General features: G+C 69.3%; 2 protein-coding genes. Both read left to right on the forward strand.

Going from position 1 to position 5,499, the window contains the following annotated elements:
• On the forward strand, positions 1 to 2,873 hold a 2,873-nt coding region (locus tag ACIBO1_RS32145; protein WP_396753054.1), incomplete at its 5' end, for a family 43 glycosylhydrolase.
• A 94-nt stretch (positions 2,874 to 2,967) separates the two neighbouring features.
• Positions 2,968 to 5,379: a carbohydrate binding domain-containing protein gene (locus ACIBO1_RS32150; protein ID WP_396753056.1), complete on the forward strand. Its 2,412-nt coding sequence runs from the start codon at positions 2,968 to 2,970 to the stop codon at positions 5,377 to 5,379.
• The last annotated feature ends 120 nt before the right edge of the window (positions 5,380 to 5,499 follow it).

Raw genomic sequence — 5,499 nt, forward strand, 5'->3', positions numbered from 1 at the left:
CCGCCGGGCGGCGGGGGGCCGTTGGGCCCCCCCGCGCCCCCCCCCCCCCGGCCCCCCGCCGGGGGCCGCCCGGCTGGTCCCCCCCCCCCCCCGCGGGGGGCCACGGCACCTACACGGTGCCGTTGTTCCGAGCTGACGTGCCGGACATCGGCGTCGAGCGGGTACCGGCCGCGGAGAACGCCGAGGGCCGGGACATCTACTACATGATCAGCACCACCATGCACCTGAGCCCGGGCGCACCGATCATGAAGTCGTACGACCTGGTGAACTGGGAGATCGTCAACTACGTCTTCGACCGGGCGAGCATCGGCGACTCGTTCTCGCTGCGCAACGGCCAGAACTCGTACGGCCAGGGTCAGTGGGCGTCGTCGCTGCGCTACCACGACGGCATGTTCTATGTCGCCTTCAACACCAACAACCTCGGCGGCGCCTACATCTATCGCACCGACGACATCGAGAACGGCGCGTGGCAGCGGACGGCACTCGGTCGGGGCCTGCACGACCCGTCGCTCTTCTTCGACCGGGACGGCACGGCGTACATCTTCTATGGCAACGCGAACATCAGCGCGGTGCGGCTCAACTCCGCGCTGACCGCCATCGTGCAGGACTACCCGAACGTCTTCACCGCGAGCGACTACGCGGGCCAGCCCTTCATCGGTGGCCTCTTCGAGGGCGCCCAGTTCTACTACATCAACGGCTACTACTACGCGGTCATCATCACCTGGCCCTCCGGCCAGGGGCGTCAGGTCGTCATGCTCCGTTCGCCGGAGCTGCTCGGGCGCTACACCTCGGAGGGCGGGGTGAACACCTACGAGGCGCGCGGAGTGCTCAACTCCAACGGCTTCGCGCAGGGCAGCCTCGTGCCGATCGCCCGAGAGGGCGGCAGGACCGACTGGCACGGCATGTTCTTCCGGGACACCTTCCCGATCGGGCGCATCCCGGCGCTGATCCCCGCGACCTGGTCCGAGGACGGCTGGCCGACCTTCGGCAACAACGGCGTGGTGCCGGTCGAGGGCCCCTTCGCCAAGCCGATCGCGCTCAGTCCCGCGCAGGAGCGTTTCGAGCGGCAGAAGTCCATCGTGGTCTCGGACGACTTCGCCAACGACGCGCCGCACAAGGCGTACATGGACGAGGAGTGGACCATCCCGGCGGCGCCGGAGGTCGACGAGTCGCTGCTCGGCGTGCAGTTGCTGGAGAACGCCGGTTTCGAGGCCGGGGCGGTGTCGCCCTGGGCCGCGCAGTTCGGCGCGACGCTGGCGCTGGACACCGGCGATCCGGCCGCCGGCTCGTCCGCGCTGAAGGTCAGCAACCGCACGGTCAACGGCTCCGGCCCGAACCAGTTCCTCAACGGCAAGATGCAGCACGGCGTGACCTACACCGTGTCGGCGAAGGTCAAGTACACGTCGGGCCCGAGCAGCGTACGGTTCAACCTGGCCGCGGACTGGGGCTCGGGCGTGCAGGTGATGACGTTCGCGAACGTCCCGGTCGGGCAGTGGACGACCATCACCGGCCAGTACACCGTGCCGGCCACCGCGAACCTGAACAACTTCAAGTTCGCCGTGGAGACTCCGTGGGCCAACCCGCAGCCGCCGTCCTCCAGCGTGGAATACCTGATCGACGACGTCTCGATCGTCGGGCAGCCGCTCACCACCGAGCACCCGACCGAGGCCGAGATCAAGCCCAACGGATCGCGGCTGGACATGGCCTGGGAGTGGAACCACGCGCCGGACAACCGCTACTGGTCGCTGACCGACCGGAAGGGCTGGCTGCGGCTGACCACCGGCAAGGTGGTCACCGGGAACTACGTCTACACCAAGCTCTCCAACCGCGCCGAGCTGGCCTGGTTTGAGGAGGCCCGCAACACGCTGTCGCAGCGGACGTTCGGACCCCGGCAGTCCGCCGAGACCCGGATGGACATCTCCCGGATGACCGACGGTGACGTCGCAGGCCTGGCCGCCTACAACCGGGGCTTCTCGTACGTGGCGGTCAAGCGTGCCGGCGGGGTCAACACGCTCGGCGTGGTCAACCGGGGACAGCCGTTCGCCGTCGACCTGGACCAGGCGACGTTGGAGAACTTCCTCCCGGGCACGACGGTGTCGCTCGGCGACGCCACCGAGGTACACGTGAAGGCGGACCTCGACTTCGCCTCGCCGACCGGGCAGCTCTGGACGACGTTCTACTACAGCCTGGACGGGGTGACCTGGACGCAGTTGGGCAACCGCGTGGGTCCGCAGACGCTGGACGGCAGCCTGGCCCACTTCATGGGGCACCGGGTCGGCCTGTTCAACTACGCGACCCAGCAGACCGGTGGTCACGTCGACTTCGACCACTACCTGCTCAGCGACACGCTGACCGCACAGAACCGGCCGCTGAACACCGGAGAGCTGGACGCCGCCATCGCGTACGCGGCGACGCTCGACGAGTCGGCGTACCCGGCCGACGCCTGGGCCGCCATGCGTGCCACCCTGACCGCCGCCACGGCGGCCCGTGCCGGCACGTTCGGCACCCAGAACCAGATCGACGCACCGGAACGGGCTCTCAGCTTCCAGTTGGCCCGGCTCGGGGTGCTGCGTGACGACACGTTGCCGGTGACCGTGACCGCGCAGACGCGGTGCGTCGGCGGGAAGGCGTACCTGGCGGTGCAGGCCCGCAACGACCACGACGCGCCGGTGGACGTGGTGCTGGAGAGCGCCTACGGCCAGCGGTCGGTCCCGAACGTGGCACCGGGTGCCAACGCGTTCCAGCAGTTCGCCACCCGCACCGCAGCCGTCCCGGCGGGTACGGCGACCGTCCGGGTCACCGGGACGGTCGACGGCAGGGACGTGACCACCGTGCGCACCTCGGCGTACCCGGCCGGCACCTGCGGCGGCTGATCCCGCCCGTCCGATCTGCCCCGGAGCCGGTCCCACGCCGGCTCCGGGGTGCCGATGAACTCCCCTGCCCGTTCCACACCAAGGAGGACATCTCGTGACACCTCGTCCACGAACGGGGGCCCGCCGACGGGTCGCCGCCATCGCGACGGCCGGCGTGATGCTCGCCGGATTCGTCGCGGCGGCACCGGTCCAGGCCGCCGACACGAACCTCGTCGTCAACGGCGGATTCGAGAACGGCCTGGCGAACTGGTTCGTCAACAACGGCAACGCCACCGACAGCGCGACGCTCTCCCCCACCACCGACGCCTACGCCGGGTCGAGCGCGGTGCGGGTCACCAACCGGGCGACCACCGGGTCCGGCCCGATGCAGGACCTCTCCGGCAAGGTCCAGGCCGGGCAGACGTACACCCTGAGCGCCCGGATCAAGTACGAGAACGCGGCCTCGCCCGCGACGAAGCAGTTCTTCGCCACCATGCACTACGGCGGCTCCACCTACACCAACCTGGTCAGCGTGACCGCGAACCGCGGTCAGTGGGCCCACGTCAACGGGCAGTTCACCATCCCGGCGAGCCAGGGTGTCTCGACGGCGCGCCTGTTCTTCGAGACCCCGTGGACGAGCAACCCGGCCACCGACCCGAACGTGCACCTGATGGACTTCACGCTCGACGAGGTGTCGGTGGTCGGCGCCGCGCCGCCTCCGCCGGCGTCGAAGACCATCGAGGTGGTCGGCAAGCTGCCCGGCGAGCACAACCCGTTGATCGGGCACAAGTTCGGTGCCGACGGGTACGGCTTCGTCCACGACGGCCGGGTCTACATGTACATGACCAACGACACCCAGGGGTACGCGCCGAACCCGACCACCGGTGTCTCGCCGGGCATCAACTACGGCGACATCAACCAGATCACCGTCATCTCCACGACCGACATGGTCAACTGGACGGACCACGGTGAGATCCAGGTCGCCGGGCCGAACGGCGTGGCGCCGTTCACTAACAACTCCTGGGCGCCCGGCATGGCCAAGAAGGTGGTCGACGGGCAGGAGAAGTTCTTCCTGTACTACGCCAACGGCGGCGGCTCCAGCAACGTGATCACCGGTGCGTCGCCGGTGGGCCCGTGGACCAGCGAGCGCACCAGCACGCTCATCGACGGCCGCACCCCGGGTGCCGAGGCGGTCGCCTGGAAGTTCGACCCCGCTCCCTTCGTGGACGACGACGGAGAGGCGTACCTCTACTTCGGCGGCGGCCCGGCGGCGACCACCATGCCGGCAGCCGAGCGGTTCAACAACCCGAAGAACCTGCGGTCAATCAAGCTCGGTGACGACATGGTGTCGACCGAGGGTTCGGCGGCGGTCGTGGACGCTCCGGTGGCCTTCGAGGCGGCCCAGGTGTTCAAGCGCGAGGGCAAGTACTACCTGTCGTACTCGTCGCACTTCGGCGGCAACGACTTCGGTGGCAACCAGACGCCGCTGCCCGGCTACCCCGGCGGTGGCCAGATCGGCTACATGATCTCCGACGACCCGATGGTCTGGCCGAAGGAGACCTATGCGGGCGTGCTGTTCCCGAACCAGTCGCAGTTCTTCGGCACCGGCACCGGGGGCAACAACCACCAGTCCGCCTTCGAGTACGAGGGCAAGTACTACTTCACCTACCACGGCCCGACGCTGAACAAGCGCATCAACGGCAACACCACCCAGGGCTACCGCAGCCCGCACATCCAGGAACTGAGCTTCAACGCGGACGGCACGATCCGCCAGGTGGTGGGCGACTACGCCGGTGTCGATCAGGTCCGCGACTTCGACCCGTACCGGGTGTTCGAGGCGGAGACCTTCGGCTGGAGCAAGGGCATCGCCACCGCGAAGATCGACGGCGGCTCCGCGCAGTTCGGCGACGCGGCACCCAACCTGGTCGTCCGCGACATCGACAACGGCGACTGGACCGCGCTCTCCTCGGTCGACTTCGGCGCCGGGGCCAAGAGCCTCACCGCCAAGGTCCGGCCGCTGGTGGCCGGCGGGTCGATCCAGCTCCGGCTCGGTGACGTGGCCGCGCCGGTGGTGGCCACCATCCCGGTCGACGGGACGATCGGCGAGTGGACGGAGCTCAGCACCGCACTCGACGGCGTGACCGGGGTGCACGACGTCTACTTCACCTACGCGGGGCCGGCGGGTGCCGACCTGTTCGAGATCGACACCTGGGCGTTCGAGGCGGCCACCGCCGAGTTGCCAGTGACGGTCAGCGTGCAGGCGCGGTGCGTCGGCGGCAAGGCGTACGTGGCGGTGCAGGCCCGCAACGACCACGACGCGCCGGTGAACATGGTGCTGGAGAGCGCGTACGGGCAGCGGTCGGTGTCGGCCGTGGCGCCGGGTGCGAGCGCGTTCCAGCAGTTCACCACCCGGACGGCCGCAGTGCCGGCGGGTACGGCGACCGTCCGGGTCACCGGGTCGATCGACGGCACGGACGTGACGACCGTCCGCACTGCCGAACACGCCGCCGCCACCTGCGGTAGCTGAGCATTCCCACTGTCGGTCACGAGGAACACGGAGAAGCAGATGAGAACAGACAATCGGAAGCGGTTGCTGGCGGCGGGTGCCGCCGGGGCCTTGCTGGTCGGGTCGGTGGCGATGGCTGCG

This window comes from Micromonospora sp. NPDC049903, from assembly GCF_044460945.1.
Taxonomy (GTDB): Bacteria; Actinomycetota; Actinomycetes; order Mycobacteriales; family Micromonosporaceae; genus Micromonospora.